A 26,897-nucleotide genomic window follows, 5' to 3' on the forward strand; every position below is an offset into this window, starting at 1 on the left:
TTTCCCCCAACGCACTACTGGAGCTTTTCCATGACCCAATTCAACGACAAGGTGGCCATCGTCACCGGTGGCGGCCGCGACATCGGCCGCGAGATCTCGCTCAAGCTGGCCGCTGCCGGCGCCAAGGTCTGCATCAACTACGCCAACGACGAAGCCAGCGCGCAGGACACCCTGGCGCAGATCCAGGCCGCTGGCGGCACCGCGATCGTGCACCGCGCCGACGTTACCGACGCCGCCGCCGTTGCCGGCATGGTCGCGGCCACCCAGGCCGCGTTCGGCGAGCGCATCGACGTGCTGGTCAACGTTGCCGGCGGCATGGTGCAGCGCCGCCCGCTGGCCGAGATCGACGAAGCGTTCTTCCACAAGGTGATGGACCTCAACATGAGCTCGGTCTTCCTCACCACCCACGCCGTGGTGCCGCACATGCCCGAGGGCGGCGCGATCGTGAACTTCGCGTCGCAAGCCGGCCGTGATGGCGGTGGTCCGGGTGCGTCGATCTACGCCACGGCCAAGGCAGCCGTAATGACCTTCACCCGCGCGATGGCCAAGGAACTCGGCCCCCGCGGCATCCGCGTCAACGCGCTGTGCTGCGGCATGATCGCCACCCGCTTCCACGACGAATTCACCAAGCCGGAAGTGCGTACCGCCGTGGCCGGCAACACCCCGCTGCGCCGCCAGGGTCGCCCGCAGGAAGCGGCCGATACCGCCGTGTACCTGGCCTCGGACGCCGCCGGCTTCATCACCGGTGCCAACGTCGACGTCAACGGCGGCACCTACTTCTCCTGATAGACACGTTCCGCTGACCGCCTGGGAGGGCTGCCATGCTGCGCTGGATCACTGCATTGTCGATTGCACTTGCCACCAGCGCCGCTGCGCTGCCCGCCCATGCCCAGGTCTGGGTGCCGGCGTGGACCGCCTCACCGGCACCCGACCGCAAGGACGGTACGCCCGACGCACCCGTACAGTTCGCCAACCAGACCGTACGCCAGGACATGCGCCTGGCCAGCTCGGCCACCGCACTGCGCTTCCGCATCAGCAACGAACTCGGCGATGCGCCGCTGGCCATCGGCGGGGTCACCGCGCACCGTACCGGCACGGCCACGCCGGCCAAACTGGTCACCTTCAACGGTCGCAACGCAGTGGTGGTGCCGGTGGGTGCCGCGCTGCTCAGTGACCCGGTCGCGATGACGGTGCCGGCCTTGGCCGATGTATCGCTGACCGTGTACTTCCCCGAGCCGACCCGGCCTGCGGTGCGGCGCACCGCGCTGCGCATCGCCGACGGCCGCCAGGCCGAGGTGGGCGACAAGGTGAAACTGGCCTACCGGCAGAACGTCGTATCGGCGGTGCTGGCCGAGCGCGCCACCAGGCCGGTGGTGGTGGTCGCCCTGGGCGATTCGATCACCGAAGGCGCCACCGCCACGCGCGGCAGCAACGGCGACTGGCCGGCGCTGCTGGCCAGCCGCCTGCAGCAGGCCTGCCCGGACCAGGTGGTGGTGGTCAACGCCGGCATCAGCGGCAACAAGGTCATGGACCACGGCCGCAGCCACAGCGCGCTGGCGCGTCTGGACCGCGATGTGATCGCCCTGCCCAACGTGAGCAAGGTGATCGTGTTCGAAGGCATCAACGACATCCGCCACGATGGCGGCACCCCGCCCAAGGCCGGCCGCAACGCCGAGGACATGGTGCTGGGCTACCGCCAGATCGCCGAGCGCCTGCACGGCAACGGCATCGGCGCGATCGCCGCCACCATCACCCCGTTCGGCGGCTCGGACCGCTACGAACCGCTGTCGGCGGCGACCCGCACCACGCTCAACACCTGGATGCGCGGCGGCCGCAGCGGCTACGACGCGCTGATCGACTTCGACGCGATCCTGCGCGATCCGTCCACCCCGGAGAACCTGCCCGAGGACATCACCCGAGATCACCTGCACCCCAACGACGAGGGCTACCGGCGCATGGCTGCCGGCATCGACCTGGGCCTGCTCGGGTGCAAGGCACGATGAGCGCGCAGCAGTTCGCGGTGGCGGCATCGACCGGCCAGCGCTGGGATGCCCTGGCACTGGGCGAGGTGATGCTGCGCTTCGATCCGGGCGAAGGCCGCGTGCGCAACGCGCGCCAGTTCAGCGTGTGGGAAGGCGGCGGCGAGTACAACGTGGCGCGCGGCCTGTGCAGCACCTTCGGCCATCGCAGTGCGGTCCTGACCGCGTTGCCGCGCAACGAGCTGGGCGAACTGGCCCGGCAGTTGATCCAGGCCGGTGGCGTGGATGCCAGCCAGATCCTCTGGCGCGATTACGACGGCATCGGCCGCAACACGCGCATGGGGCTCAACTTCACCGAACGCGGCTTCGGCGTGCGCGCGCCGCTGGGGGTATCCGACCGCGCGGGTTCGGCTGCCGCGCAGCTGCAGCCGCACGAGATCGACTGGGAGACGGTGTTCGGTCGCGATGGCGCACGTTGGCTGCATACCGGCGGCATCTTCGCGGCCCTCTCCGAACACAGCGCGCAGACCGCGATCACCGCCGTGCGGGCCGCGCGCCGGCACGGGGTAGCAGTGTCCTACGACCTCAACTACCGCGCCAGCCTGTGGGAAAGCCATCCCGATCCGGACGCGGCGCGCCATGCCAACTGCGCGATCGCCGCCGAGTGCGACCTGCTGGTGGGCGACGAGTATTCCTTTGCCGCGTGCCTGGGCATGGACCTGGACGACCTGGGCAAGCGGACCACACCGATGGACGTGGGCCCGGCCGATGCCGCCGCGCTGCGGGCGCTGACGCGCTTCCCGGATCTGCAGGCGGTGGCGTTCACCCTGCGCGATGCCGCCACGGCCGCGCGCCACGGCTGGGCCGGTGCGCTGCGCACCCGCGAGCGGCTGTTCCTCTCGCGCACGCGCGAGGTGGACCTGTTGGACCGGGTGGGCGGCGGCGATGCATTCGTGGCCGGCGTGGTCCACGCCCTGCTCAGCGGCAAGGGCGAACAGGCCGCCGTGGACCTGGGCGCGGCGCATGGCGCACTGGCCATGTCCACGCCGGGTGACACCGCGTGCGCCAGCCTGCAGGAAGTGGAGGCGGTGGCCCGCGGCGACGGCGCGGCGGCGCGGCGCTGAGCCGCGCCGGGTTCATCAGGCCGTTGGCCGCACCGGCAACGCCTGCATCGCCACGCTCACGGCGGCCAGCAGGCGCGCGCGGCTGGCGCCATCGCGTGCCTGGGTGGAAATGCCGTGCAGTACGGTGGCGTAGTAGTCACCCAGCGCCTGTACGTCGCTGCCGTCGGGCAGTTCGCCGGCGCTGGCCGCCTGCCGCAGGCGCGTGATGATCTGCGCGGTGCGCTGGCGGCGGTGCTCGGCCAGCCAGTCCATCACAGCCTCGTTCTCCGGTGCGGTGCTGGTGGCCGCCGACACCACCAGGCAGCCCTGCGCGCGGCCGCGCCGCGTGTAGGTCAGCACGGCATCGTGCAGCATGCGCTCGATCGCCGGGCGCACCGCCTGCTCGCGCAGTGCCCGGTCGGCAAAGCCGCCATCGCCCGCTTCGTAAAGCGCCACCGCCTCGCGGAACAACTGCTCCTTGCTGCCGAAGGCCGCATAGATACGCGCCGAGGCGATACCCAGCGCCTCCACCAGCGCCGACATCGAGGTGCCCTCATACCCGCGCTCCCAGAACAGCAGCATCGCCTGCTTGAGGGCGTGGTCCTTGTCGAATTCGCGGGGGCGGCCGGCCATGAGCATCACTACGGATTGAAGCGGTGCGGCGATTCTATCCAAACCGGGCGTTGACCGGAACGAATCTGCGGCCTATTCTTTGTCGATCGACAAATAATAAGGCAACACCTACATGCGTACCCTTAAAGGCCCCAGCCTGCATCTGGCCCAGTTCAGCGCCGATCAGGCTCCCTTCAATGACCTGCCTTCCATCGCCGCGTGGGCCGCCGGCCAGGGCTTCAAGGCCCTGCAGATTCCGGCGTGGGACGAACGTCTGTTCGATGTGGAACAGGCCGCGCACAGCCAGCAGTACTGCGACGACCTGATCGCGATGCTGGCCAGCCACGGGCTGGTGATCAGCGAACTCACCACCCACATCTTCGGCCAGCTGGTGGCGGTGCACCCTGCCTATGACGCGCTCTGCGACAGCTTCGCGCCGGCCGCCCTGCACGGCGACCCGGCCGCACGCACCGCGTGGGCGGTGGAACGGCTCAAACTGGCCGCGAAAGCCTCGCAGCGGCTGGGCCTGGACCGGATGGGCACCTTCTCCGGCGCCTTCGCCTGGCCGTACCTGTTCCCGTTCCCGCAGCGGCCGGAAGGGCTCATCGATGCCGCGTTCGAGGAACTGGCGCGGCGCTGGTTGCCGATCCTGGATGTCTGCGACGCGCACGGCATCGACCTCTGCTACGAGATCCATCCCAGCGAAGACCTGCACGACGGCACCAGCTTCGAGCGCTTCCATGCCGCCGTGGGCATGCACCGTCGCTGCCGTATCCTGTTCGATCCCAGCCACTTCGTCCTGCAGCAGCTGGACTACCTGAGCTTCCTGGACATCTACCGCGATTTCATCGGCATGGTCCACATCAAGGATGCCGAATTCAATCCGAGCGGGCGCCAGGGCATCTACGGCGGCTACAGCGGCTGGACCGAACGCGCCGGACGTTTCCGCTCCCTCGGCGACGGCCAGGTGGACTTCAAGGGCATCTTCTCCAAGCTGGCCCAGTACGACTACGACGGCTGGGCCACGCTGGAATGGGAGTGCTGCCTGAAAAACCAGGAGGACGGCGCGCGCGAGGGCGTGGCGTTCATCAATGCACACATCATCAAGGTCACCGATCGCATCTTCGACGACTTCGCCGGTGCCCCGGTCAGCCGTGCGCAGATCCACGGCATGCTGGGGATCCACTGATGAAAACCGTACACGACCATTCCACCTCCGCCGCGCTGGACGGCGTGGTGCACCGCCATGTCCGCATCGAGGGGCGCAGCGTGCACTGCGCGATCCTCGGCCAGGGGCGGCCGGTGCTGCTGATCCCCGGCTGGCCGCAGACCTGGTATGCCTGGCGGCACATCATGCAGGCGCTCGCCGCACAAGGGTTCCAGGCGATTGCCGTGGACCCGCCTGGCACCGGCGATTCGGACACGCCGGCGCACGGCTACGACACCGGCGCCACCGCCGCCACCCTGCACGTGCTGATGCAGCAGCTCGGCCACGCGCGCTACCAGGTGGTGGGCCACGATGTAGGCATGTGGGTGGCCTATGCGCTGGCCAGCGACCAGCCCGACGCCGTGCAGCGGCTGGCGATCACCGAAGCGGTGATTCCCGGCCTGGCCGAGGCGCCGCCGGTGTTCGTGGCACCGGAAGACAACATCTTCCTGTGGCACTTCATGTTCAACCAGGTACGCGACCTGCCCGAGGCGCTGATCGCCGGGCGCGAGCGTGCCTACCTGACCTTCATGTTCGACCGCTGGGCGCATCGCCGCGAAGCGGTGGCCTGCGAGGTGTACATCCGCGCGTACTCGGCACCGGGCGGGCTCAGCGGTGGCTTCGGCTACTACCGCGCCATTCCCGAAACGATCCGCCAGAACCGTCAACGTGCGCTCACCCCGCTGGCGATGCCGGTCCTGGCGATCGGGGCCGAGCACGCCACCGCCGACATGCCGATGGACACCATGCGCGCCCATGCCAGCGACCTGCGCGGGGCGATGATTGCCGACTGCGGCCACTTCGTCATGGAAGAAGCGCCCGAGGCCTTCCTGGCCCAGCTGCTGCCGTTCCTGCTGCCGGCGTGCCAGGCATGAGCCTGGACCCGGATATCGCGCGCTTCCTGGCTGCACTGCCACCGCCGTCGGCAGTGGCCGAGGCATCGCTGCTGGACCTCCGCGCGGCCAGCGAGACGGCACTGCCGGCACTGCAGGGCCCACTCGAGGACGTCGCGGCAGTCCGCGATGTCCTCGTGGCCGCCACCGATGGCCACGCCATCGGCGTACGGGTGTACTGGCCCGCCGGACACACGCCTGGCCACGCGCGGCCAGGCCTGGTGTTCGCGCATGGCGGCGGCTGGTTCCAGGGCTCGCTGGCGGTGTACGACAACCCGTGCCGTGCCCTGGCCAATGCAAGCGGCTGCGTGGTGATCGCGATGGCCTACCGGTTGGCACCGGAGCACCCCTTCCCGGTGCCGCTGGAAGACGTGTATGCGGTGCTGGACTGGAGCCACCGCACCGCCGCCGCCCTAGATGTCGATCCTTCCCGCCTGCTGGTCGGCGGTGACAGCGCCGGCGGCAACCTCGCCGCCGGCGTGGCGCTGCTGGCGCGCGACCGCGGCGGCCCGCCCATCCATCACCAGCTGCTGCTGTACCCGGCACTGGATACGGCGGTGGACACCGACAGCCACCGCCGCTACGGCGAAGGCCACTTTCTCACCACCGCACTGATGCAGCGCTGCTGGGAGGCCTATGTGGGCGCCCACAGCCTGGCCAGCCCGTACGCGGTGCCTGCACGCGCGCAGGACCTGACCGGGCTGCCCGCCGCCAGCATCCTGGTCTGCGACCACGACCCGCTGCGCGATGAGGGCGAGCACTACGCGCGCCGCCTGCAGCTGGCCGGGGTACCGGTACGGTGCGAGCGGTTGCCGGGCATGGTGCATGCGTGCCTGCACCTGCTGGGCGCCGCACCGGCATCGCGCATCCTGCTGGACCGCAGTGCGGCCCTGCTGGCCGAGGTGATGTAGGCGGTCCTGCGGCGTGCGCACAGGCGTGGTGGTAGCGCCCACGAAAAAGGCCCGGCAGTGCCGGGCCTTTTCTGCCACACCACTACGGCGCGTGGCGATGCCGTCAGACAGCGCTTACCAGCTGAAGCGCGGGCCGACCGACCATTCCTTGTAACCGTGGCGATCCATCTTGATATCGCCGTTGATGCCCCAGTTCTGGTTCAGCTTCACCTGGCCACCCAGGCGGCCGTAGAACTGGCCATCCGGATTGATGCCGTGCTTCTTGCTGTAGTCCTCGTAGCCCGCCATTGCGTAGACTTCGGCGTGCTGGCCGAACGCGGTACGGATACCGGCTTCAGCGCTGTAGCCGTTGAAGTCCAGGCCTTCCTTCGGGTCGAACTTGTTGTAGGCCACGCGGCCCACGAAGTCGGTGCTGTTGCCGATTTCCTGGTTGTAGCCCACGCCCACGCGCCACTGATCAACCTTGAAGTTGCCGATGTCGGTCTTCTGCTGGTTGTACTCGCCAAAGGCGTGGAAGTTCGGCAGGAACCCGTAGGAACCCTTCACGCCCCAACCGTCGGCCTTGCCGCCGTCGGCGTCGGTCTTGACGTAATCGCCTTCAGCGTAGTTGTAGGACAGGCCTTCGGCAGCGGACGCGGCGAACGGCAGGGCGGCGGCGAGCGCCAGAGCAATCAGGGAAGTCTTCATGGGGGTACACCTCTGTTCTTGCAGCGGCGCACTGCGTGCCGCCTTGGAAATGTAAATTCTCCGTTATTCGCCCGAACCCGCCCTGAAAGCGGCCGCTGCGCGAACCGTGAATTTTCTGCGGCGGTTCAGGCGCGCTCTGGCATACGCGCGCCTGCGCAGGTGCGTTGCTGGCGCCCTAGAACTGGGTGAAGCCCGCTGCCACCTCCACCACCTCACCGCCGATGCCGCGCTTCCCATACACGCATAGAGCGCCATAACCGAATGGATAGTCGCCAAGCACGAACCCCTCCGGAAATCCGTTCTCGTCCACCTGAAGGAGGAACTCGCAGCCATCGCGAATCAAGGTGCGTACGTAGTAATCCTCTTCCTGGATCAGTCGGCGCCCACTGCCAACCTTCACGAACCATGCCCCGTCGATGTCACCGCCCCCGGTTGCGGGAAGTCGGACCCCGCGAGGCACACGAAGAACCGTGCACCGGGACGTGCCTGCCCGGACTTCACCAGCGCATCCGGCGAACATCCGCCTACCCTGGAACTGCCCGCACCCCCGGGAACAAGATCAAAGTATCTGTCGCTTCCCATCATCGGCTCCTGCCGGACTGAGAAGTGCACAGGATAGCGGGCAAGGCGCCGCGCAAGACCCTATCGGTACACGTGCACCAACGTGATCATGAACTCGAGGAAGGACGGAGAGAAAAAGTGAAACACACCTTCATCATGATCAAACCTGACGACAGGGTACTCCCCCTCCTTCAACCCTCCCCTTGTATCAAAATAGAACGCTTCATCTGACCCCGGAATAAAAACTGGGAGAAGACCAAGCGGAGGAAATCCATTTTCCACGGCAAGGCGGGTGTTGTACACCAGATCATCATCGGCGATATCCCGGTCCTCTATGGGCGCAAGTGTGAACACCTGCGTGTCGCCAACACTCAGATTCCCGTACCTGAGCAGCCACGCCTTATACGTATCGGGCAACGGGATGCCGAGCTCACGCTCCGCATCCTCAATCAGGGCGTGGGGCACGCCCTGCCCTGGGAACACTTTCAACCGGGCAGACTTAGCTACCACGTCATCAATGACATCGAACATTGCCACGCTCCCGAACATCAATGGACACGCCACGCGTCAGAACGCAGCACGCACCTTCCTCAATACGCAACGCAACTATGTTGCGAACTGGCATCACTTCACCGCAATCCTGACAGGGATTTTCCCTGCGACAAACCACGCACTCGTGTGGCTGGTCAGATACGCACCATCGCTACCGCTGTAGTTCATGGCATCAAGCCATCGACACGACACTCCATGAGCTCTCCCGATCAAGCCGTCCAATGTTGTCCGGAATCATAGACACGTCACCAGCCGAAAACTTGATCTTCTTCGCCACCTCAGCCGCTGGCATCCAGCGCTAGACGTCGATGCCCGGCAAAAATCACCCATGAATTTAAACAATCACAAGCCTTCAAACGTAGGAAGCAGAGGAGCGTACCCGGACCTCATCACATCCTTGATGGATCCACTGCATAGTTTCTCAAGCAGTTCGCCCAGTGACTCTGCCGCATACCGAAGACCCGCCATTCGAGCACCAATACAGTAGATCGAATACTCACCCGCGCGCTTTTCGTTGATATCCCAGGCAAAGCACTCACCGTTCTCGCTGGCTGCAAAGGGATACAGGCGAGCGGCGATTTCATTATCCCCGTCCGGCTCGAACTCGAAGTAGTCATCGGCGACAGCATCATTTATGAACCCTTTGGCGCGTGCGCCCTGAACTAGAATTGAATCTTGGTGTTCGGGCACGCCCGAATAGATGATGGCCAAGCCGCCAAAGCGGCCATAACCGAGCGTCGCTGCAAATTCGCAGTAGGATCCCGGGAGCCTGAAACCTTCCACGCGAATTAGGTCAAGTGAGCTTCTAGCAGCCACTGAACTTGAAGGATCAATTGTTTGAGTATTCTTTCGTCCATCTCAGACCCCAAATCCTGAAGCTTTGCTTGACGTGTCGAGACCCATTCGTAGCAGTCGCATCCACAAGAACATTTTCCCAAGCATCTATGACGTACATAGTTACTGACCTTGGAACTAGTTCATCACCCTAGCAATCAGTGATCACTTCCATCAGCACGGCATTTCCTTTGTTCATGTGTCGACGCACAACGCCCTTTTCCTGGTGAGGTCGCCGGTAGCGCCGTCGAAGTGGCGGGTTCCTTAGAGCCTCTTCATGCGCACTCCAAAGCAAGAAGGAATATGCAAACGAACTCAATCGTCCACTTCTGCAGCCTCCTCCAACCACTGCTTGAAGATTTGCGAGTCAGTGTCGTTCAGCCGCGCCACGCGGTCTACGTTGGAAGGCACTGGAGGCATGATCTCCACTGCGACAAGTAGCTTGCTGCGACGCTGCCCTGTGCCGAATGTACCCTCTTCATCCAACTGGCGTGCGGCCTGCTCTACAGCAGCCATGCGGAACTCAATCTCCCTTTCCCACTCATCGATACTGAGGTCTTGTAGGTTCGGCCTGGCGAGGAAGGGCGCGCGAAGCTCTTCAGTGTGTTCGCTTCCAAAGTCAACGTATGGAGAATCTGCATACGACCATTTCAGTTCCGCAGCTACTTCCGGGCCTTCGCCGCTTTCGTCCACTGCCCTTGCAAGTGCCTCTTCAGACCACGCCGAAAGAAATGGCGCGTGGCCTTCCTCCGTCATGACGAAGGTGCAGTAGTAGAAGTTCTCACCACTTCTAAACAAGTGGAGTAACGCAGGCCGAAATGCCTTGACGACCAAGTTCACCAAAATATTGACATCTTCCATTCTCAAATCTCCGCGAATCGTCTTGCTAACCTCGGCACGAAGCCGTGAACTCTCTACCAATTTGCCGCAACTCTCTTCGGAGGGCACTCCTCGTCGCACGATGACCATATCCAGCTGCAGACATCCTGTCGACGACCGCAGTCAGTCGCGCCTTCACATCCATGTGGAATTTCCTCGTGTGCATTTTATTGTGCGGCCGCGGATGATCCACTGGAACACCATTAGCGGCATCATTGATCTCAATGTCATATGCCGAAAGGATATCTCTCGAGTCTGCGGCTGCAGCCCAGTGTCCCTTGGATCCTGTTGACGCAACGATGTGACCTGCGGCTTGCCCAGGAGCGACCGCTCTCCCTTCTCGGTTCATGTTTCGGCGAAGGATGTCGGCGTTTTCCCCGGTCGTTCGGCCGCCAGTCAGACCCAAAGGATCTGTCCAATTTATGTAATTGAGTCCGTAAGCGTAAAGATTTGTTCCTCCACTGAGCCCAATCGGATCGGCCGAACAGAACTGACTCGACTCCCGGTCAAAGTAGCGCGCAAGGTTGTAAACCAATCCGGTTTCCACATCGTGATACTGACCGAGCGAACGAACGCAGCTCAGTTCGTCATCGCAACCGTCATCACGCGTGTCTTCAGACGGAGCAACCCAAGCTACCCTGCCTTGAGCTGTAAAAATTCGATTGGGGCACCCATTGGGATCACACTGGTACAGGAAAAATCTATTGCTCGCTCCGTTTAGCGTCTCCGTAGATGCATGGACCGCGTCTAGTAGTCGCCCATCTGATTCGGTATGCACCAACTCATCGGGTGCCGTGCCGCTTTCGGACAATGGACGAGCCGGATTACGGTGCGTCGTAGGAGTCTGCTGCCCAAGAGGCTTAACCGCATCTTTGGGGTTCGATGCCACCGTTCTATCGAGTCCAAGACCAGTAGCCCCCAGCCTGGTACCCCAAGCACTCTCGGGCTGCAAACTGGCTTGCCCAGCTCTTTCGACAGGCAAGCCAATCGCCGCGTCTTGATTCGCAAGCGAGAGGTTGCCAAGCGTACCCAATCCGTTTGCGCTGTAGTCCGCTGAGCGTAGTCTTCCAGGCGGAGAGCTGTCACGTTCTGGACGCTGACCGGAGCCGTCGGCTGTCGTTACGACGCTAGAAAGCGAAACAGACGGGGACTGCGCGTCACGCCCAACAGTGTCAACTCGATAGTAAGGTTCTGACTCCAGTTCACTACCAGTGCCGGCAGATGAATCACCTCGCCTCTCCAGCATCGCCAACGGCACAAAGCTTCGCGGGTAGTACACATACTCCCGCACCCCCTCATGCAACTTCTCCAACCGTCGTTGCCGCCGCTTCACTTCGATCAGGCTGGCCACGTTGTCCACCCACACCGGTGCAGCGTCCTCGGCGTCGTTGGCCTGCTTCACCTCGCCCAGCAGTGCATCGCCGTCCCAGAAGAACCACGTGGTCTCCGTCGGGTTGCGCTTGAACACACGGCGGCCCAGCGGGTCGTAGCCGTAGTACGTGCTCTTGCCGTCCCGCCGGCTCTCGGCCAAACGATGGTTGGCATCCCAGATCAGCTCCAGGTCGCTCGCATCCCCGCCCCCCGGGCTGCCCTTGCGTACCATGTCGCCGGCGCGGTCGAACACGTAGTGCACGCCCTGGTAGGTGCCCTCGCGCGTCCACAGCACCTCGGCCTGGTCATCGCCGCCAGCCACCTTGCGCATACGCACTTCGCGGATGTCGGTGCGCAGGCGATCGCCGGCCGGGTCGTTGTAGTACGGGTGCAGCACGCCCTTCGGATCGGTATGCGCGAGCAGTCGCCCTATGGCGTCGTAGCGGTACTCGTCCACGCCTTGCGCACTGTCCTGGCGGCGGGTGAGGTTGCCGGTGCGATCGTAGTCGTAGCGGGTGTCGAACAGCGGGGCGGCGTCACGCAGTACGGTCTGCGCGGTGAGCAGGTTGCGCGCGTCGTAGTCGAAGCGTCGCTCAAGGTGCGGGCTCAGCTGCTCGCGCGTGGTGCGTCCCAGCGCGTCGCGCTCGAGGGTGATCGGCACTTCGTCGTTGATGCCGATCTCGCTGACCTGGTCGCACAGATCGTAGGCGAACGCGATGGCATTGCCGGCGCTGGTCTGTCGCTGGGTGCGGTTGCCGGCCTCGTCGTAGGCGTAGCCGACACGGAAGCCATCCTGGATCTCCTCCAGCAACTGGCCCAGCGGGTCGAAGCGGCGGGTGACGTGGCGGTGCGCGTTGCGCAGGTCGACAAGCTGGCCGCGCGCGTCGTACTGGAAGGTTTCCTTGACCTGGCGACCCGGCTGGCGGATGTCCGGCAGGGTCTTGGCGGTGATGCGCCCGAGCTTGTCGGTGGCGAAGACGATGCGTTGGCCAAGCGGGTCCACGGTGGTGGTGAGGCGTCCAGCGGCATCGTAGCTGTAATGGCGCGACTGGCCCCAGTAGTCGATTTCCTCGACGATCCGGCCGAGCGGATCGCGGTTGAGCAGGTAGTGCTCGCCGCGCTGGTTGACCACGCCGATCAGCTGCTCTTCGGTGTCGTAGCGGTACTCGACCACGTGCCCATCGGCCTGCACGCGCTTGCCGATCTGGCCGATGCCCACGTACTGCAGGCGGGTGCGCGCGCCCGCTTCGTCCAGGTAGGTGATGAGCTGGTCTTCGGCGTCGTACTCACAGCGCACGCCGCTGCTGTCGGGCGCCTGCACGCCCAGCAGGCGGCCCTTGGCGTCGTACTCGTAGGCCGTGGTCTGGCCAAGCGGGTCGGTCTGGTACAGCAGACGCCCCAGCGGGTCGTGCTGGTACCGGCTTTGGTGGCCAAGCGGGTCCAGCACACTGGTCACCAGGCCGTGGCGGTCGTAGCCGACGGCGGTGACGGCGCCGCGGGGGCTGGTCTGGGCCTGCAGCAGGCCGTAGGCATCGTACGTGTAGCGGGTGGCGGCCTGCAGTGGGTCGGTCTGCTCGATGAGCAGGCCGCGGGTGTCGTAGTGCTGCTGCCAGGTGTTGCCCTCCGGATCGGTGACGGCGAGCAGCTGGTCCTGGTCATCGAACTGCTGCTGCAGCGTGGTTCCATCCGCCCGCACCAGCACCACCAGGTTCCCGCGTTCGTCGTACTCGAAGCCGGTGCGCAGTCCCTCCGGGTCGGTCACCGCCACGGTGCGGCCAACATCGTCGTACTCGAAGATGGTCACCCCATCCAGCGGGTCGATCTCGCACAGCGGCAGACGGTTTTCATCGAACTTGACCAGCGACACGTTGCCCAGCGAGTCGGTGATGCGGGTTTCGCGCAGAAGCGCGTCGTAGTCGAAGTGGTAGTCGTACAGACCGCCGTCGCCCCAGGAGTGCACCACGCGCCACTGTGCGTCGAACGCGTAGTAGAAGGACAGGCCGACGCGGTCGGTGTGGCGCACCATGTGGTGCTGGGTGTAGCCGAAGGTACGCGGGGCGCCGAGCGGGTCCACGGCGGCGATCAGGTCGCCGTCGGTGTAGCGGTAGCTCGCAAGCGGGTGGTTCAGGCCGGTGGCGGGATCGTGCAGCTGCAGGTCGTCGATCCGCCCGTGGCGCGCGGTGACGGCGATGTAGCGGCCCTGCTGGTCGTCCACGCCGCGTTCGACGATGCGCACCAGATGGCCGTCGCGGCGCTCGAAGCGCCAGAAGTTGCCGCAGCTGTCTTCGATGCGCTCGATCGGCAGGTGCTGCTCCTGCGGCAGCTGGGCCACGCCGGGCGCGGCAGCGCCGTCGAAGCGGTAGTGCAGGCCGCCCTTGAACCGCACGATCCACTGGCCCTGCTGCCGCCACAGGCGCGCGCCATCGACGAAGTCCAGGACCGCCACGTCGGCGCCGTCGCGGCGCGGCAGCTCGGGGAAGAAGGCCACCTGGTCCGGGCCGGACAGCCAGGCGCTGCCATCCGGGGCCAGTGCCAGCGCGATGTCGGCCGGGGTCTGCCAGCCGAAGCCGCAGGCGCCTTGGCGCTGTGCGTGGCGCGAGGCGTACACGCGGCGCCAGGCCAGCGGCAGGCGGCCGGGGATGCTGAAGTCTTCGTGGGTGACCGAGACGCTGCCGTCGCGGATGTCCACCGGCTCGGCGCGCAGCACCTTGCACTTGAGCGTGCCCGACGGCAGGTGCCCCCAGCGGGCGCGGCGCCATTCGGCGAAGGCGTCCATCTTCTTGCGGAAGAAATCGCTTTTGCGCAGCTTGCCGAGCCCGGCAAAGGCGGCGCGGAAGGCCAGCGCGGTCCACGACACGGTGGGCGGGCCGCCGATCTTGACGCTGGTGGGAATGGCCACGTTCAAGCCGGTGGGCAGCGACATCGCGCGCAGCGGCTTCTTCGGCTTCTTGGCCCGGAACGGGTTGATCATGCCGGCCAGGTTGCAGTCCAGCACGGGCATGGCCAGGCGCGAGAACGGCTCGCCATCGGCCGACACGGTGCGGCTGCCCATGAAGATCTCCTCGCCGTCGAACTGCGGGCCCATCGGCGCGGCCAGCGGCGGGCCCCACACGCCCAGCGGGATGTGGATGTCCAGGCCACCGGTCCCGGCGGTGCCGCGGTGAACGCCGTTGACCTTGACCGTGGAGCCGATGAAGGGGATGTAGTCGAACGGGTCCAGCACCAGGCCGATGTGCGGGGTGGGCAGCGGGCACGGCGGCACCGCGTACATATGGATGTCGATGCCCAGCTGCGGATCGAAATGTTTGGCGGCGATGCTCATGGCGGCCCTCCGTGGCCTTTACAGCGCGCGCAGCAGCGCGCGCAGGAACGCCTTGACCTCGTCGCGGTACTCCACGCCGAGCCAGACCACGATGGCCATGCCCAGCAGCACAGCGACGGTCATCAGCAGGGTCTTGTTGGCATTCATGCGGCGACAACTCCGTTGGGTGCCGCAGCGGAAGCGACGGTGGGAGCATGCTGGGGATCCAGCAGCGGGGCGGGATCGGGAAGAGGCTGCATGGCCGGCGGTTCGCTCCATACCGGGATGTCGTGGTCCAGCGGGTGCTGGATCGCCGGCAGGCCGTTCCAGCCCGGGTCGAGGAAGTCGCGGCCGACCGCGACGATGCGGCGGAAGAACTCGTCGCCGCCCTGGATCAGGCGCTCGCGCTCATGCTGCACGCGGTGGAAGGTCTGCTCCAGCGCGCTGTGCAGCTGGGCCTGGATGACGTCCAATGGCGGTCGCGCCGGCTGCGTGCCGAGGTGGGCCGCGGCATCCTCGGCCTGCCCGTGCAGCGCGGTGGTCTGTTCCAGGTAGGTGCGCGCGGTGTCCTGCAGCCGCTCGCAGCGGCGTGGGTCCTGCAGCTGCAGCAGGTCCCACAGGGCCTGCGGCAGGGTGGTGGCGTGGCGGTCCTGCGGCGAGAGCGGCGTGGCAATGCGGATGGCCTCCAGCAGCTGGGTGCGGGCTTCCTCGCGCTTGCCCTGCTGGAGCAGGCAGTAGCCGGCCATGCGCTGGCCTTCAAGCTGGAACATGGGGTGCGGAATGCTGGCCGCGGCCGTGGCGGCCTGCAGGTAGCCCTGCGTGGCCTGGCCCGGATTGTTGGCGGCGAGCCAGCAGCCGGCTTCGCCGAACCAGCTCTGCATCACCAGCTCTGGTGCGGCCGCGTGGCCCTGGCTGCGCGCGGTCTGGGCGGCGCTGCGTGCCTGGCGGTACGCGTTGATCGCCTGCCCGTGGTCGCCGCCTTTGAGCCAGGCTCCAGCCACCATCATCTGCACGACCGCCTGCTGGTCCTGCCAGCCGTGGCGGTGGGCCAGCCCCAGCGCGCGCTCGGCACGGGCGGCCACCTGCTGCGGGCTGCCGCGCTCGAGCAGCAGCATCAGGTCGGCAAGCAGTTGGCGGTACAGCACCTCCGGGCCGGTGCCGGCGGACTGGGCTGCGGTGTCGCGGGCGATGGCGAACAGGTCCACCGGTGCCTCGATGCGCGCCGCCACGTGGGCATGGCGTTCCAGCAGGGGCTGCCAGCGCGGGTCTTCGTCGGTGTCCAGCAGCACCAGCCGCAGGCGCTCGCCCGGCTCGGCGGCCAAGGCGGCGTCGATCCAGCGCGCGAGACCATCGCCGGGCACGCAGCGCTCCGGGTCGATCACCACGGCCAGCAGGCGCAGATGGCGTTGATGATGGGTGGCGAAGCTGTCCAGGACCTGCACCACGCCGTGCGCACTGTCGGGGTGCGCGTCGTGCGGGCCGCGCCAGCCCAGCGCGACACCCTGCGCGCGCAGTTCGTCCTGGCTGCCGAGGTAGCGTTCAAGCAGGCTCTGCTTCACCTCGCGGCTGTAGGCGAAGCCGGTTTCAAACGCGGTATCCAGGCGCAGGAAATAGTCCGGCGTGTCGCGGCCTTCGTCGTGGCGCTGGGTCTCGAAGAACGCGGCGAGCAGGCGGCTGGCGTTGGCCGGCACGCGCCACACCAGCAGGCGCCGGGTCGGATCGGCGCTGGCGTTGAGCCAGGCCTCGCCCAGGCGTTGGATGGCGCGCAGCATGGGAGTGTCGTGCATGGAAGTCCCTCCGTTGGACCGGTCAGCAGTTGAGCTTGATCTCGCTGCCGTTGACCGACACGCCGCCGCTGTTGATGACCACCTCCGAGCCGCCGGCGGAGATCCGGATCTCACCGTCGGTGACCTCGATGAAGGCACCGCCCACCGCTGCGGTCAGCTTGCTGGCCGAGCCGAGGGTCATGTCGCCGTTGGACAGCTGGCTGTGGGTACCGGTGACTTCATGATCGAAGGTGCCGTCCACTCCCACGGTGCGTGCGCCGATGTTGGTGTCCTCCACCGCGCCCTGCACACCGCGCTTGTCCAGGCCGGTGATGGTGGTCTCGCGCCCGGCCGCGTACTCCTGGGTGACCTTGCCGAGCACCTGGCGCAGCGAGGTGGCGGTGACGGTCTCCTTCCAGGTGCCGGTGCGCTGGCTGGTGTAGTTGCCGGTGAGGGTGGTACCGAAGTCGCCGGTGATGGTCTCGGTATAGCCGGCGGCGGCAATCGTCTTGGTCTGCCCGGCCTGGTAGGCCTCGGTGACTGCGCCGGTCACGTTGGTGGTGCGCGTGCCGGTCACGCCGAGGGTGTCGGTGCCGGTCACGGTGATGCCGCGGTTGGCGCCGACGCTGATGTCCTGGTTGGCACCCACGCTCATGCGGTGGTTGACCGCCACGGCGGTGGACTTGTTGTTCTGGATGCTGGCGTTCTGGTCGTTGAGCACGGTGGTGACCATGTCGCGCTGCGCGCGCATGTTCAGCAGCTCGCCACCGGCGCTGTCGTGCATGGTGATCTCGTTCCAGCCGGCGCCCTTGACCGTCTTGGACTTGAGGCCGCTCACTTCCAGCCCGAACGGCGGCATGTTCTCTTCGTTGTAGACGCGGCCGGTGATGATCGGCCGGTCCGGGTCGCCGTCGAGAAAGTCCACCACCACCTCCTGGCCCACGCGCGGCGGCGACACGCCGCCCATGTCGGCACCTGCCCAGGGGCTGGCGCTGCGGATCCAGCAGGAGCTGTTCTCCGCGCCGTTGTCGCGGCGGTCTTCCTTGCGGTCCCAGTGGAACTGCACCTTTACCCTCCCGTAGGCATCGGCATGCAGCTCTTCGCCGGGCGGGCCGACCACGGTGGCGGTCTGCGGGCCCGGCATGCGGGGCCACGGAGTCTGGCGCAGCGGGCGGTACGGAATCCGGCGGCGGAGCACCTCGGCCTCGACCGCGTGGCTGGGCGCTTCGGCGCTGCCGAAATCGCTGGCGAAGTTGTTGCGTCCCTCACGCTGCAGGCGCACCACGAAGAACTGGCGGTCCTCGGCGCCACGGCCGATGAAGTCCGGCTGCTGCTCCAGGGAGAAGCAGCCACCGGCCTGCAGGCCGGCCACGTTGCCGGCGCACTCGAACAGCTTGGTCGGCCAGGCGGCCTCTTCGTTGCGCACGGCCGCCAGCGCCTCGCCGATGCGGCTGTCGGCAAAACGCGCGGCACCGTCGTAGCGGTACTGGGTGAATTCGGGCAGCGCGCCGCGGGGTGCCTCGTTGCCGCGCACCACCCGCAGCGGCGTGCTGGGCTGCTTGAAATCAAAACTGCTCAGCGACTGCGCCCCCGGGCCCACGCGGCGGCGCGCGCCCCAGCGATGCAGCCCGGTCTGCAGCTGCACGCCCTGGTCGGCACGGAAGTACACCGGCGCCGGTTCGCCCAGCGCCACGCTCAGGGTGGAGTCGTCGCTGAGCACCAGGCTGTGGCCGTCGGCATCGTGGCGGACGCTGTAGTAGATGCCGGCGTCTTCAAGCAGGCGCGAGACGAAAGCGAAGTCCGATTCGTTGTACTGCACGCAGTACGCGAGCCTGGTCAGCCGCCCGGCATCGAGATCCAGATCGAAACGCGCCAGGTCCGGGTAGTCGGCGAACACCGCCTCCACGATCTGCAGTGCGGTCATGTCCTGGAAGATCCTGCAGTTGCTGGTGTAGTCCAGGAAGGCGAACCAGGGCGCGATCTCGGCGCGGTAGCAGGTGAACTGCGCTTCGCGGCCGACGCTGGCAAACTCGCGTACATAGCCATGCACGCTCTGGCCGTCGAACTCGTCACCCAACTGCAGGCGCAGTGGCTGGCCCACCAGTTGCTTGAGCTCGAGGCGCGGCTCGGTGGAGAGCAGCTCGATCTGGTAGGCGAACGGCTGGGAGACCTGTTCGCTGCCCTGGAAGCGTTTGACCAGGAACGTCTGCGGGTCCAGCACGGTGTCCACACGGATCAGGCGGTGGTCCTGCTGCAACCGCGTCAGGGCATGGAGGGGCGCGAGTGATTCGGCATGCATCGGGCGTTCCTTCGTCCCATGATCGTCGAGACCCCGACTGTGCCATCGCACCATGACAGGTGCCAACTTTCTGACGCGAAGATGCGATTCATCCGATAAATGGCTTCAGCTTTGTGGAAGAAAATGCGGTTTTCATCACATTCTCCACGCGCCAATGGGCGCAGCGTGTCGACTTTCCGTGCCGTGGTTCGTCATATCACCGAGGCGCCCATTTCCGGTGCGCCCCTTCCGGAGGTGTTCCATGTCTTACATCGATGGTTTCGTCATTGCCGTCCCCACCGCAAACAAGGAAGCGTTCCTGGCCCATGCCCGCATGGGCGATGCGATCTGCATCGAGCATGGCGCCACCCGCGTGGTGGAGTGCTGGGGCGACGACGTGCCCCACGGCAAGCAGACCGACTTCTATCGCGCGGTGGAGGCCAAGGCCGATGAGACGGTGCTGTTCTCGTGGATCGAGTGGCCGGACAAGGCCACCCGCGATGCGGGCATGCAGAAGATGATGGAAGACCCGCGCATGGACCCGGCACACAATCCGATGCCGTTCGACGGCAAGCGGATGATCTACGGCGGTTTCGTGCCGGTGGTGGAACTGGGCAAGTAGGCGGCCCGGCGCAGGGCGCCGGGATCAGCGTGGGGGGTCGGGCGCGTCGTCGAGGGCCTGCCCGCCGCCCATGCCACCCATGCCGCCACCACCGCCTTTCGCACCGCCCTTGTCGGCCCCGTCGGCCTTGCCTTTGGCAGCGGCCGACGGACGCGCCGGTCCCTGCCGCGGGATCGCGACGCTGGCGGGAATCGGCGCCAGGTCGAGCGCACCACGGATGAAATCGCGCAGCGACACGACCAGTGCCGCCGTCGGCACTGCGCGCCCCTGCGCCAGTTCGGTGGCCGCGTGCGCGGCCAGGCGTACCTGTTCGTCGGTGCCGAGCAGAATGATGTCCGACAGTGCGGCCTCGACGGCATCGCGGATGCGCCGGGCGCGGTCGCTGCCGGCGGTAGCCACGGCGTCGGCCAGACGCAGCGCCGCATCGTCGGGGTGGTCCTCGTGCGGGGCATGGCGCAGGTCGCGCAGGTGGCGTGGGTCCACGTCCAGCGCGCCGGTAAAGGAGCCGCCCAAGGTCTTGTAGGCCGCGATCAGGGTGCGCAGACGTTCGTTGATCTGTCGGTTTTCGCGCTCGCGGCGCTGTTGCAGGGTCTGCATCACCAGCAGGCGGATACCCACGCCAATCAGAGTGATGACCGCCAGCCCGATCAGGGTGGACAGCATGGCCTGCCAGGAACTGAAGTCGAGACCGCGCATGAACACTCCCTCGCTTGGGAGCCTCACCGTAGCAGGCGCCAGGTGAGTGCGGCATCGGCGGGGGGCGGCGGCCTGGCCGCCGCCATGCCGCTCCCGCCCTCGGGCGGGAACGGCACGCAGGTCTTACTTGCGCGCGCGCTTGGCCGGGGCCTTGCGGGCCACGGTCTTGGCAGCGCCGGCACGCTTGGCCGGGGCGGCCTTGCGGGCAGCGGTCTTCTTGGTCACGGCCTTCTTGGCGGTGGCGACCTTCTTGCCGACAACCTTCTTGGCTGCGGCGGTCTTCCTGCCGACAACCTTCTTGGCAGCGACGGTCTTCTTGCCGACGACCTTCTTGGCAGCCGCGGTCTTCTTGCCGACAACCTTCTTGGCAGCCGCGGTCTTCTTGCCGACAACCTTCTTGGCGGCCGCGGTCTTCCTGCCGACAACCTTCTTGGCAGCCGTGGTCTTCTTGCCGACAACCTTCTTGGCAGCCGTGGTCTTCTTGGCGACGGCCTTCTTGGCGGTGGCGACCTTCCTGGTCACGGCCTTCTTGGCGGCGACAGTCTTCTTGCCAGCCACCTTCTTGGCGGTCGCGGTCTTCTTGGCGACAGCCTTCTTGGCGGTGGCGACCTTCTTGGTCACGGTCTTCTTGGCAGCGGCGGCCTTCTTGGTCACAGCCTTCTTGGCGGTGGTGGCCTTCTTGCCGGCAGCCTTGGTGGTCTTGGTCACGGCCTTTTCAGCGGCGACCTTCTTCTTGGCGACCTGCTTCTTCAGCGCGGCGGCCTCGGCCTTGGCGTTGCTCTTGGCGGTTTCCAGCTTCTTCTTGGCGGAGGCCAGGGTCTTGCCGACCGACTTGGCCGCCTTGTCGGCCTTCTTGGCGACGGTCTTCTCGGCCTTCTTGACGGCCTTCTTGACCTTGGCGACCTGGGTGGTCGCGGCCTTGCGGGCGCGCTTGACGGTCTTCTTCACCGACGCCACGGCATCTTCAGCGGTGGTGGCGATGGTCTCGCCCACTTTGCCGGCCACTTCTTTCACTTCTTCGACGCCCTGCGACAGGGTCGCGGTCACACCATTACCGTTGCTCATGATTGCCTCCTAAGGGGCCTGGTCAGTTAAATCGCTGGCGATGCTATACCGGCGCGGTCCATCGTGGAACGGTCTTGTCGCAGCCCGTGAGCCGCATCTGTGCTTGGCGCGCGGCCGACGCGGCAGCCCCTGCACCAGGTGGTGCACGGCAAACTGCTTGAAAACAGCTTCCGTGCTTGTGTCGACCGGTGCGGCAACCGTCGTTCCGTCGTCTGTCGAACGGGGTGGAGGCGGCGTGCATTTCCGCGTCGCGCATGATCGGTTCGTTGCCCCTTGCCTCCACAACTGCGCCGATTGCGAACACGAAACCGACCACGATGGGCGTGTCGGCAACCGGCGGCGGAGCCTCGGGAGGGTGGGGTGGAAGCATGCCGATCGCGATCGACCGGCCGCCGATGCGAGGGCGACGACACGGCCTCCGCGCGGGCCATCGCCACGGGGGGAGACGGGCTGTTGAAGGCAGCCTCCCCCGCTCCAGAACAGATCAACCGGCGTCGGGTGCGCGTTTTTTCATGGCGCGTTTAGCCGCGAGCGGACACACTCATTCAGCTTGCACTACCGTATAGCCGCTTTCCCGCCCTGCACCCTCGTTACGGAACCGCCGGACCATGCGACCGATCCCGACCCTGCTGACCCTTGCCCTCGCCGCCGCATTCGGTGGATTCGTCGCCACCGCCATCACCGCGCAGCTGGACAACCGCGCTGCCGCATCGCCTGCATCGTTGGCCATTCCGGCCACCGCCGCCCTGCCCGCAGCGGTAGCCGGCCAGCCGGTGCCCTCGCTGGCGCCGATGCTGGAGCGGGCGATGCCGGCGGTGGTGAGCGTCAACACCAAGCAGGTGGTCCGGGTGCGCAACCCGTACTTCAACGATCCGTTCTTCCGCCGCCTGTTCCCGGAAGTGCCGCAGGAACGCATCAACGAATCGCTCGGTTCGGGCGTGATCATCGATGCCGCCGAAGGCCTGGTGCTGACCAATCACCACGTCATCGACAACGCCGACGACGTGCAGGTCACCCTCGCCGACGGGCGCACGGTCAAAGCCGAGTTCATCGGTTCGGACCGGGATACCGACGTGGCACTGATCCGCATTCCGGCCGACAAGCTCACCGCCCTGCCGCTGGGCAACAGCGACCAGCTGCGCGTAGGCGACTTCGTGGTGGCCATCGGCAACCCGTTTGGCTTCAGCCAGACCGTCACTTCCGGCATCGTCTCGGCGGTGGGCCGCAGCGGCATTCGCGGGCTGGGCTACCAGAACTTCATCCAGACCGACGCATCGATCAACCCGGGCAACTCCGGCGGCGCGCTGGTCAACCTGCAGGGCCAGCTGGTGGGCATCAACACCGCCAGCTTCAACCCGCAGGGCAGCATGGCCGGCAACATCGGCCTGGGCCTGGCCATTCCCTCCAACCTGGCGCGCGACGTGGTGGACCAGTTGGTCAAGCACGGCGTAGTGGTGCGCGGCACCCTCGGCATCGAGGCACAGAACCTGACCCCGCAGATCGCCCAGGGCCTGGGCTTGACCGAAGTCCGCGGCGCGCTGGTGACCCGCGTGCTGGCCGGGTCCGGTGCGGCTGCCGCCGGCCTCAAGCCGGGCGATGTGGTGGTCGCCGCCAACGGTCAGCGCGTGGACAGCGCGCAGGCGCTGCACAACGTGGAAGGCCTGCAGCCGGTGGGCAGCACGCTCACGCTGGATCTGCGCCGCGACGGCAAAGCCCTGCAGCTCAAGGTGGCGCTGAAGGAACAGGCGCGCGCGGTCACGGGCGACACCCTCGACCCGCGGCTGGGCGGTGCCACCTTCGTCGACCTTCCCGAAACGCTGCGCCAGGCCGGCGTCAGCGGCGTGCTGGTCAGCGAGGTGAAGCGCGGCAGCCGCGCCGCCGCCTCCGGCCTGCAGCAGGGCGATGTGGTCACCGAGGCCACGGTGGGCGAGTTTGCCGACCTGGCCAGCTGGCGCGCCAACTTCCAGAACCGACCGCAGCAGCTGGTGCTGCGCATCGTGCGCGGCAACGTGCGCGGCGAGCTGGTGATGCGCTGAACGGGTCAGGATGCCGTAACGCCCCTTACACCCGCGCGGTGTTATTACCTTGTGTTCCTCGCCGTCCGGTTTCGTCCGCGGTCACCATCCCCCATCGCATACAGGAGATACACGATGAGCCCCACCAATACCGAGAACCTGAAGGAACACCTGGGTGAAGCCGGTTCGCACCTGAAGTCGGCGGCCACCGCCGCAGGCGGCGCGATCAAGGGCGCCACCGGTGCCGCCACCGACGAACTGCGCATCGGCAAGGCCAACGTCAAGGCCGAGCTGTCCGACACCGCGCTGTCGGGCCTGGCCGCCGCCGAGTTCGGCGGTGCCGCGGCCAAGGAGCAGGTCGATGCGCTGATGGACAAGGGCAAGGACCTGGTCGACAGCGCGGCCGAACTGATCCGTGAGCGTCCGCTGGCCTCCTTCGGCGTGGCCTTCGCGGCCGGCTGGATCATCGCCAAGCTGGCCCGCAGCGGCGGCGACAAGTAAGCGTCGGCGTGAGCGATCAAGCCCACACGGCCGCCAACGGTGGTGCGGATTCCCCGCCACCGGATGGCGGCGACACCGCACCCCGGCTCGATGAGAGCATCCGCCAGGTCGGCCAGGCCGGGCGCGCCACCGTGGACTCGGCCAAGCACACGCTGCGCTCGCTGCGGCGCTTGGCATCGGCCGATTTCGCCCTGGCGCGCAGTGCGTTCGGGCGGGCGTTGGCATGGAGCGGCGTGGCGATCGTGTTCGGTGCGTCGGCGTGGCTGCTGCTGGCCGGCACGCTGATCGCGCTGATGCAGCATTGGGGCCTGTCCTGGTTCCAGTCGCTGCTGATCACCTCGATCCTCAGCCTGGCCGTTACCGGCTATGCGATCTGGCGCGTGTCGTTCTTCTTCCGCCACACCGGCATGCATGCCACCCGCCGCCAGCTGTCGCGGCTGGGCCTGTACGACGAACCCACCGACGACGATCCCGATGCCCATGTGGGCAGGGCGGAGGGCACACCATGAATTTCGAAGCCCTGCGCCGCCGCGTCAAGCGCGCCGAACAGGTGGTGTCGATCCGGGTCGATGAGACCCAGTGCAACTGGTTCACCCTGAGCCAGGTCTGGCGCGCCGGGTGGACACCGTTGCGCATCATCACCGTGGGCCTCGCCGGCGGTTTCCTGGCCGGCAAGCTGGAGCCGGGCACCGCGAAGTTCCACGGCGCCCGGTGGCTGCAGATGATCGGCTCGGTGTCCAATCTGATGGCCAGCGCACAGGCGGCCTTCGCCTCGATGCAGGCCAGCGAAGCGGCCGATACCGCCGAGCAGGCAGCCGACAAGGTCGACGAGGCCGCCGACGACGTGGCCGCGCCTGCCGCCGCCACGCGCCCCACGTCGCCTCCACCGGCGCCACCGCGCCCGGCAGCCGCGCCGTCCCAGCAACCGCAGCCCGCAGAAGCGGCCACGGATCTGTCCGAACGTTGAACCCGGCACGCCCTGCCGCACCGTGCGGCGGGGCCTCGCCTGGTCTGCACGGCCACAACACGCCGCGCGCACCCGCCCTGCCCAATAATGACGCTCCCTTCCTGCCTGCGACCTGCATGAGCGTCCCTGCCCCCCCTTCGCCCGATGCGGTCGCCGCGCTGCCACCGCCCCGTCCACGCGCCCCGATGTCGCTGGTGGTGCTGGCCACGCTGGCCGTCGGTTTCACCTTGTGGGCGGCGCAGGAGGTGATCCTGCCGGTGCTCCTGGCCATGTTCTTCGCGCTGGTCGGCAACCCGATCCTGCGCCTGCTGCAGAGGATCTGGATCCCGCGCTTTCTTGGCGCGGTGCTGGTGTTGGGGGTGGGCCTGAGCGGTGCGGCCGCGTTGGGCGTGCAGCTGGTGGGGCCGGCGATGGAATGGGCCGAGGAAGCCCCGCAACAGCTGCGCAAGGTGGCTCGACAGGTGCAGAACCTGACCAAGCCGGTGCAGCAGGCCAACCAGGCGGCGGAGAACTTCGCGCGCGTGGCCGGCGGTGAAGGCAACCGCCGCGTGCAGGTGGTGCGTACCCAGCTCGACGATCCCTACAAGGTACTGACCCTGGCGCCACGCCTGGCGGCCTCGGTGCTGGCGGTAGTGCTGCTGACACTGTTCTTCATGATCTACGGGCAAAGCCTGCAGAAGCACGCCATCGCCCTGTTTCCCAGCCGTCAGCAGCAACGGTTCACCACCGACATCCTGCGCTCGATCGAACGTGAGGTTTCGCGCTATGTGCTGACCATCACCGTGATCAATACGCTGGTCGGCCTGGTGTTCTCCGGCGTTCTGCTGTTGCTCGGCATCAGTCTGCAGGAGGCCCTGCTGTGGGGCACGGTGGCGGCGCTGCTCAACTTCGCGCCCTACGTGGGCCCGTTGATCGGCGTGGCACTGATGCTGCTGATGGGCTTTGTGGAGTTCAGCGATCCGTTCCAGGCGCTGCTGCCGGCGGCTGCCTATCTGGCCCTGCACACGGTCGAGGGCCAGGTGGTCACGCCGATCGTGCTGGGCCGGCGCATGGCGATTTCGCCGCTGATCCTGATCCTCGCGCTGATGGTGTTCGGCTGGCTCTGGGGCATGGTCGGATTGCTGTTGGCAGTACCGCTGCTGGTGTGCATCAAGCTGGTACTGGCGCGGCTGGACGGCATGCAGGGCTGGGCGCGGCTGCTGGAATGAGCGTGTCATGCCACTGGCCACTCCCCCTGGACGCGGGTCGGCGTGACCTCAGCGTGCGGCCGGACGATGGCCACGTATCCGTTACCCGCGCCTGCCACCTGCGCTGAACGGCCGGTGCCCGCGCCTGCCCGGGTGCGCCATGAAAGCCCGCGCGGGCAGGCGTAGAATGGCGGGGTGAAATTCCCTGTCCTTGCCATCACCCTCGACCTCGACGATACGCTGTGGCCGTTCGCCCCCATCGGCGCCCGCATCGACCAGGTCCTGTACGACTGGATGCGTGAACACAGCCCCGCCACCGCCGCGATGTATCCGGTAGCGGCCATGCGGGAGCTGCGCGAGCGTTCTTTCCATGACAACCCACAGCTGCACCATGACCTGAGCGCGCTGCGCCGGCTGACCCTGCGCGAAGCGCTGGAGAACAGCGGTGCCGACCTTGCTCTGCTGGAGCCGGCCTATGAGGCCTTCTACGCCGCGCGCAACCAGGTGGAGTTCTACCCGGATGCCCTGGACGCGCTGGCCCGGATTGCCGCCAAGGTGCCGGTGGCCGCGCTCAGCAACGGCAATGCCGACCTGCAGCGCATCGGCCTGGCCCACCACTTCAGTTTCCAGCTCGGTTCACGCGAACATGGCGCGGCCAAGCCCGCGGCCAGCATCTTCCATGCCGCCTGCGACCGCCTGGGTGTGCCGCCGGCCCATGTGCTGCACGTGGGCGACCATGTGGACATGGACGTGGTCGGCGCGATGCAGGCCGGCCTGCGTGGCTGCTGGATCAACCGCGTCGAACACACCTGGAACCACCCTTCGCTGCAGCCCGACCTGCAGTTCGACACCCTGACCGGGCTGGCCGACTGGCTGGATGCAGACGCATCCGTCCCACACGCCTGACCCC

At 66.8% G+C, this 26,897-nt stretch carries 25 protein-coding genes; 13 read left to right on the forward strand and 12 right to left on the reverse strand.

Annotation, left to right across the window (positions count from 1 at the left end; genetic code table 11):
* The first annotated feature begins 30 nt into the window (after window positions 1-30).
* Genes OC534_RS09665 through OC534_RS09675 form a run of 3 tightly spaced genes read left to right on the forward strand, consistent with a single transcriptional unit; the run spans window position 31 to window position 3,103 of the window.
* Entirely contained in the window at window positions 31-786 is a 756-nt protein-coding gene (locus tag OC534_RS09665) for a glucose 1-dehydrogenase (protein WP_017356893.1), read from the forward strand.
* Between the two features lie 35 nt (window positions 787-821).
* A complete protein-coding gene (locus OC534_RS09670; RefSeq protein WP_262071713.1) occupies window positions 822-2,003 on the forward strand; it encodes a GDSL-type esterase/lipase family protein in 1,182 nt (393 codons plus the stop codon).
* A complete protein-coding gene (locus OC534_RS09675; protein ID WP_262071714.1) occupies window positions 2,000-3,103 on the forward strand; it encodes a sugar kinase in 1,104 nt (367 codons plus the stop codon). The genes OC534_RS09670 and OC534_RS09675 overlap by 4 nt, the downstream gene beginning before the upstream one ends.
* 15 nt (window positions 3,104-3,118) lie before the next feature.
* Here the strand turns inward: OC534_RS09675 and OC534_RS09680 are convergent, their stop codons facing one another.
* A complete protein-coding gene (locus OC534_RS09680; RefSeq protein WP_136006780.1) occupies window positions 3,119-3,715 on the reverse strand; it encodes a TetR/AcrR family transcriptional regulator in 597 nt (198 codons plus the stop codon).
* Window positions 3,716-3,827: 112 nt separating this feature from the next.
* Here OC534_RS09680 and OC534_RS09685 point away from each other — a divergent pair, with 112 nt between their 5' ends.
* From OC534_RS09685 to OC534_RS09695, 3 genes are read left to right on the forward strand one after another with little or no spacing between them, the layout of a single operon-like run.
* Window positions 3,828-4,883: a sugar phosphate isomerase/epimerase family protein gene (locus OC534_RS09685; RefSeq protein ID WP_017355196.1), complete on the forward strand. Its 1,056-nt coding sequence runs from the start codon at window positions 3,828-3,830 to the stop codon at window positions 4,881-4,883.
* Window positions 4,883-5,776 carry an alpha/beta hydrolase gene (locus tag OC534_RS09690; RefSeq protein ID WP_262071715.1) on the forward strand — a complete coding sequence of 298 codons (894 nt, stop codon included), beginning with the start codon at window positions 4,883-4,885 and terminating at the stop codon, window positions 5,774-5,776. Before OC534_RS09685 ends, OC534_RS09690 begins: the two co-directional genes overlap by 1 nt.
* Window positions 5,773-6,705: an alpha/beta hydrolase gene (locus OC534_RS09695; protein ID WP_262071716.1), complete on the forward strand. Its 933-nt coding sequence runs from the start codon at window positions 5,773-5,775 to the stop codon at window positions 6,703-6,705. The genes OC534_RS09690 and OC534_RS09695 overlap by 4 nt, the downstream gene beginning before the upstream one ends.
* A gap of 114 nt (window positions 6,706-6,819) precedes the next feature.
* Here OC534_RS09695 and OC534_RS09700 read toward each other — a convergent pair whose 3' ends face one another.
* From OC534_RS09700 to tssI, 9 genes are all read right to left on the reverse strand, one after another.
* Entirely contained in the window at window positions 6,820-7,392 is a 573-nt protein-coding gene (locus OC534_RS09700; protein ID WP_262071717.1) for an Ax21 family protein, read from the reverse strand.
* A gap of 175 nt (window positions 7,393-7,567) precedes the next feature.
* Window positions 7,568-7,792 (reverse strand): hypothetical protein, encoded by a 225-nt coding sequence (locus OC534_RS09705; RefSeq protein WP_262071718.1) that lies wholly within the window; start codon window positions 7,790-7,792, stop codon window positions 7,568-7,570.
* A gap of 242 nt (window positions 7,793-8,034) precedes the next feature.
* Window positions 8,035-8,484 carry an SMI1/KNR4 family protein gene (locus OC534_RS09710; RefSeq protein WP_168355662.1) on the reverse strand — a complete coding sequence of 150 codons (450 nt, stop codon included), beginning with the start codon at window positions 8,482-8,484 and terminating at the stop codon, window positions 8,035-8,037.
* Window positions 8,485-8,847: 363 nt separating this feature from the next.
* Window positions 8,848-9,288, reverse strand: coding sequence for an SMI1/KNR4 family protein (locus OC534_RS09715; RefSeq protein WP_262071719.1), 441 nt, complete (start codon window positions 9,286-9,288; stop codon window positions 8,848-8,850).
* 366 nt (window positions 9,289-9,654) lie between these two features.
* A complete protein-coding gene (locus tag OC534_RS09720; protein ID WP_165699842.1) occupies window positions 9,655-10,200 on the reverse strand; it encodes a DUF4303 domain-containing protein in 546 nt (181 codons plus the stop codon).
* 25 nt (window positions 10,201-10,225) lie between these two features.
* Window positions 10,226-14,911, reverse strand: coding sequence for an RHS repeat-associated core domain-containing protein (locus OC534_RS09725; protein WP_262071720.1), 4,686 nt, complete (start codon window positions 14,909-14,911; stop codon window positions 10,226-10,228).
* An 18-nt stretch (window positions 14,912-14,929) separates the two neighbouring features.
* Entirely contained in the window at window positions 14,930-15,058 is a 129-nt protein-coding gene (locus OC534_RS09730; protein WP_017355205.1) for a hypothetical protein, read from the reverse strand.
* Window positions 15,055-16,677, reverse strand: a complete 1,623-nt coding sequence (locus OC534_RS09735; protein ID WP_037590900.1) for a hypothetical protein — start codon at window positions 16,675-16,677, stop codon at window positions 15,055-15,057. Before OC534_RS09735 ends, OC534_RS09730 begins: the two co-directional genes overlap by 4 nt.
* Window positions 16,678-16,699: 22 nt before the next feature.
* Window positions 16,700-18,955, reverse strand: coding sequence for a type VI secretion system tip protein TssI/VgrG (gene tssI / locus OC534_RS09740; RefSeq protein WP_262071721.1), 2,256 nt, complete (start codon window positions 18,953-18,955; stop codon window positions 16,700-16,702).
* Window positions 18,956-19,196: 241 nt separating this feature from the next.
* Between tssI and OC534_RS09745 the strand changes: the two genes are divergently transcribed.
* Entirely contained in the window at window positions 19,197-19,556 is a 360-nt protein-coding gene (locus tag OC534_RS09745; protein ID WP_017355208.1) for a DUF1428 domain-containing protein, read from the forward strand.
* A gap of 24 nt (window positions 19,557-19,580) precedes the next feature.
* Here OC534_RS09745 and OC534_RS09750 read toward each other — a convergent pair whose 3' ends face one another.
* Together OC534_RS09750 and OC534_RS09755 are read right to left on the reverse strand one after the other, a co-directional pair.
* Window positions 19,581-20,252, reverse strand: coding sequence for a hypothetical protein (locus OC534_RS09750; protein ID WP_136006765.1), 672 nt, complete (start codon window positions 20,250-20,252; stop codon window positions 19,581-19,583).
* 123 nt (window positions 20,253-20,375) lie between these two features.
* Window positions 20,376-21,317: a histone gene (locus tag OC534_RS09755; RefSeq protein ID WP_262071722.1), complete on the reverse strand. Its 942-nt coding sequence runs from the start codon at window positions 21,315-21,317 to the stop codon at window positions 20,376-20,378.
* Window positions 21,318-21,925: 608 nt separating this feature from the next.
* On the opposite strand from OC534_RS09755, the gene OC534_RS09760 reads away from it, so the two are divergent.
* The 6 genes from OC534_RS09760 to OC534_RS09785 all read left to right on the forward strand — a co-directional run bounded on the left by OC534_RS09760 (window position 21,926) and on the right by OC534_RS09785 (window position 26,893).
* The gene (locus tag OC534_RS09760) at window positions 21,926-23,353 is read left to right on the forward strand and encodes a Do family serine endopeptidase (RefSeq protein WP_017355211.1); all 1,428 of its coding nucleotides are present in this window, start codon (window positions 21,926-21,928) and stop codon (window positions 23,351-23,353) included.
* Window positions 23,354-23,467: 114 nt separating this feature from the next.
* Window positions 23,468-23,833, forward strand: a complete 366-nt coding sequence (locus OC534_RS09765; protein ID WP_017355212.1) for a hypothetical protein — start codon at window positions 23,468-23,470, stop codon at window positions 23,831-23,833.
* 8 nt (window positions 23,834-23,841) lie between these two features.
* Window positions 23,842-24,342, forward strand: coding sequence for a phage holin family protein (locus OC534_RS09770; protein WP_017355213.1), 501 nt, complete (start codon window positions 23,842-23,844; stop codon window positions 24,340-24,342).
* Window positions 24,339-24,800 carry a hypothetical protein gene (locus OC534_RS09775; RefSeq protein ID WP_017355214.1) on the forward strand — a complete coding sequence of 154 codons (462 nt, stop codon included), beginning with the start codon at window positions 24,339-24,341 and terminating at the stop codon, window positions 24,798-24,800. Before OC534_RS09770 ends, OC534_RS09775 begins: the two co-directional genes overlap by 4 nt.
* Window positions 24,801-24,916: 116 nt before the next feature.
* Entirely contained in the window at window positions 24,917-26,008 is a 1,092-nt protein-coding gene (locus tag OC534_RS09780; RefSeq protein ID WP_017355215.1) for an AI-2E family transporter, read from the forward strand.
* A gap of 174 nt (window positions 26,009-26,182) precedes the next feature.
* The gene (locus OC534_RS09785; protein ID WP_017355216.1) at window positions 26,183-26,893 is read left to right on the forward strand and encodes an HAD-IA family hydrolase; all 711 of its coding nucleotides are present in this window, start codon (window positions 26,183-26,185) and stop codon (window positions 26,891-26,893) included.
* Window positions 26,894-26,897: the final 4 nt, after the last annotated feature.

It is taken from the genome of Stenotrophomonas sp. Marseille-Q5258 (assembly GCF_946900935.1).
Classification (GTDB): Bacteria; Pseudomonadota; Gammaproteobacteria; order Xanthomonadales; family Xanthomonadaceae; genus Stenotrophomonas; species Stenotrophomonas nematodicola.

Bases quoted from the DNA above. Each gene is read 5' to 3' on its own strand.
- OC534_RS09665 (WP_017356893.1), top strand. From the start codon at position 31: ATGACCCAATTCAACGACAAGGTGGCCATCGTCACCGGTGGCGGCCGC.
- OC534_RS09670 (WP_262071713.1), top strand. From the start codon at position 822: ATGCTGCGCTGGATCACTGCATTGTCGATTGCACTTGCCACCAGCGCC.
- OC534_RS09675 (WP_262071714.1), top strand. From the start codon at position 2,000: ATGAGCGCGCAGCAGTTCGCGGTGGCGGCATCGACCGGCCAGCGCTGG.
- OC534_RS09680 (WP_136006780.1), bottom strand. From the start codon at position 3,715: ATGGCCGGCCGCCCCCGCGAATTCGACAAGGACCACGCCCTCAAGCAG.
- OC534_RS09685 (WP_017355196.1), top strand. From the start codon at position 3,828: ATGCGTACCCTTAAAGGCCCCAGCCTGCATCTGGCCCAGTTCAGCGCC.
- OC534_RS09690 (WP_262071715.1), top strand. From the start codon at position 4,883: ATGAAAACCGTACACGACCATTCCACCTCCGCCGCGCTGGACGGCGTG.
- OC534_RS09695 (WP_262071716.1), top strand. From the start codon at position 5,773: ATGAGCCTGGACCCGGATATCGCGCGCTTCCTGGCTGCACTGCCACCG.
- OC534_RS09700 (WP_262071717.1), bottom strand. From the start codon at position 7,392: ATGAAGACTTCCCTGATTGCTCTGGCGCTCGCCGCCGCCCTGCCGTTC.
- OC534_RS09710 (WP_168355662.1), bottom strand. From the start codon at position 8,484: ATGTTCGATGTCATTGATGACGTGGTAGCTAAGTCTGCCCGGTTGAAA.
- OC534_RS09720 (WP_165699842.1), bottom strand. From the start codon at position 10,200: ATGGAAGATGTCAATATTTTGGTGAACTTGGTCGTCAAGGCATTTCGG.
- OC534_RS09725 (WP_262071720.1), bottom strand. From the start codon at position 14,911: ATGAGCATCGCCGCCAAACATTTCGATCCGCAGCTGGGCATCGACATC.
- OC534_RS09730 (WP_017355205.1), bottom strand. From the start codon at position 15,058: ATGAATGCCAACAAGACCCTGCTGATGACCGTCGCTGTGCTGCTGGGC.
- OC534_RS09735 (WP_037590900.1), bottom strand. From the start codon at position 16,677: ATGCACGACACTCCCATGCTGCGCGCCATCCAACGCCTGGGCGAGGCC.
- tssI (WP_262071721.1), bottom strand. From the start codon at position 18,955: ATGCATGCCGAATCACTCGCGCCCCTCCATGCCCTGACGCGGTTGCAG.
- OC534_RS09745 (WP_017355208.1), top strand. From the start codon at position 19,197: ATGTCTTACATCGATGGTTTCGTCATTGCCGTCCCCACCGCAAACAAG.
- OC534_RS09750 (WP_136006765.1), bottom strand. From the start codon at position 20,252: ATGCGCGGTCTCGACTTCAGTTCCTGGCAGGCCATGCTGTCCACCCTG.
- OC534_RS09755 (WP_262071722.1), bottom strand. From the start codon at position 21,317: ATGAGCAACGGTAATGGTGTGACCGCGACCCTGTCGCAGGGCGTCGAA.
- OC534_RS09760 (WP_017355211.1), top strand. From the start codon at position 21,926: ATGCGACCGATCCCGACCCTGCTGACCCTTGCCCTCGCCGCCGCATTC.
- OC534_RS09765 (WP_017355212.1), top strand. From the start codon at position 23,468: ATGAGCCCCACCAATACCGAGAACCTGAAGGAACACCTGGGTGAAGCC.
- OC534_RS09775 (WP_017355214.1), top strand. From the start codon at position 24,339: ATGAATTTCGAAGCCCTGCGCCGCCGCGTCAAGCGCGCCGAACAGGTG.
- OC534_RS09780 (WP_017355215.1), top strand. From the start codon at position 24,917: ATGAGCGTCCCTGCCCCCCCTTCGCCCGATGCGGTCGCCGCGCTGCCA.